General features: G+C 69.9%; 2 protein-coding genes. Both read right to left on the minus strand.

From position 1 onward, the window contains the following. A partial coding sequence (gene cysS, locus KZA10_RS13720; protein WP_218683158.1) for a cysteine--tRNA ligase occupies nucleotides 1-1,130 on the minus strand: 1,130 nt, incomplete at its 3' end. Further along, nucleotides 1,127-1,900 (minus strand): 2-C-methyl-D-erythritol 2,4-cyclodiphosphate synthase (gene ispF, locus KZA10_RS13725; protein ID WP_218683159.1); only part of this gene is annotated, 774 nt, incomplete at its 5' end. The genes cysS and ispF, both read right to left, overlap by 4 nt.

Here is a 1,900-nt window from a genome sequence, read left to right on the forward strand (position 1 = left end):
AGCGCCGCGTTTCCCGCACGCACCGTCTCGTGCAGCACGGCGAGCGCCTGGGGCACGCCGAGATCATCGTCCATCGCCGCCGCGAACGCCGCGGGGAGGCTCTGCGACAGGAAGAACCCGATGCCGTCTCCGGCAACACGTGCGGCGCGCTGCTGGAAAGTGCTGATCCGACTCAGAGCCGCTTCGGCCTCCGCCCACGACGAATCGCCGAGGTCGAGGCTCGACCGGTAATGAGCGGCGGCGAGCGCGTAGCGCACCACCAGCGGATCGTGCGCGGCCAGCACGTCTGCTGCCAACGTGAAGTTCCCGAGCGACTTCGACATCTTCTGGCCGTCGACGGTGACGAGACCGTTGTGCATCCAGTAGCGCGCGAAGCCGTCACCTGCCGCCGTCGACTGGGCGAGCTCGTTCTCGTGATGCGGGAATCGCAGGTCGAGCCCACCGCCGTGGATGTCGAACTCGGGCCCGAGATAGCGCTTCGACATCGCGGAGCACTCGATGTGCCATCCCGGACGCCCGGCGCCCCACGGCGACGCCCAGGTGGCGTCTGCCGGCTCTTCGGGCTTGCTGCCCTTCCACAGGGCGAAGTCCTGCGGATTGCGCTTGCCCCGAGGGTCGGCGTCCTCCGCGGCTTCCATGGCATCGAGGGATTGATGGGTGAGCGATCCGTAGTCCGGCCAGGAGCGCACGTCGAAGTACACGTCTCCCGAACCGTCAGGGGCGGGATATGCGTGACCGCGCTCGATCAGCAGCGCGATGAGCTCCTGCATCTGCGGCACCGATGCCGTGGCTCGCGGCTCGTACGTCGGGGGCAGGATGCCGACCCCCGCGTAGGCCGCGCTGAACTCCTGCTCCATGCGATACGCGAGCGCCCACCACGGCTCGGAGTCGGTGGCGTTCGCGAGCACCTTGTCGTCGATGTCGGTGACGTTGCGCACGAAGGTGACCCGACCGTGGCGGTACTGCAGCCAGCGGCGCAGCAGATCGAAGCTCAAGGCCGCCCTGACGTGCCCGATGTGGGGGCCTGATTGCACCGTGGGTCCGCACACGTACATCGTGATGTTCTCGGGATCGAGAGGCACGAAGTCGCGCAGCTGCTGCGCGCGGGTGTCGTAGAGGCGGACTGTCACCGCTCAAGCCTACTCGGGGACGGCTGAGCGCCCGCCTTCAGATGACGATGAACGCCGGGAACCACCGACGCGATGGCCGTCACCGCGATGCCCTCTCCCCTGCCGGGGAACCCGAGCCCGTCCGTGGTCGTCGCCGTCACGGACACCGGAGCGCCCAGGACGGCGGACAGAACCCCTTCGGCCTCGGCCCGCCGCGGGCTGAAGCGCGGTCGATTGCCCTGGAACTGCACCGAGACGTTGCCGATCTCGAACCCGGCTTCGGCCAGCAGCTCCCGGGTGCGAGCGAGGAAGACGTCCGCATGCGCGCCGGCGTACTCGGGGTGGGAGGTGCCGAAGTGCTCTCCGATGTCACCGAGCCCCGCGGCACCCAGCAGCGCGTCGACGATCGCATGGGCGACGGCGTCTCCGTCCGAATGACCGGAGAGGGGCTGCTCCCCCGGCCACTCGAGGCCGGCGAGCCACAGGTTCCCCTCGCCCCCGAAGGCGTGGACGTCCGTGCCGATGCCCACCAGGGGGGTGACGGTCGCCGCGACGCTCGCACCCAGCAGGTGGCGGGCGCGCTGGAGGTCAGCGGGCGTGGTGATCTTGAAGGCGCGTTCCGAACCGGCGATGTACCGCACGGGGTGGCCGGCCGCCGAGAACAGGGCCGCATCATCGGTGTACTCGATCCCGCTGTCGCCGGCGGCAGCGTACGCCGCCTCGAGCGGGCCCCTCGGAAACCCCTGCGGCGTCTGGGCCGCAGCGAGCTCGGAGCGGTCGACAGCCCCGAC

It is taken from the genome of Microbacterium sp. BF1 (genome assembly GCF_019279095.1).
Classification (GTDB): domain Bacteria; phylum Actinomycetota; class Actinomycetes; order Actinomycetales; family Microbacteriaceae; genus Microbacterium; species Microbacterium maritypicum.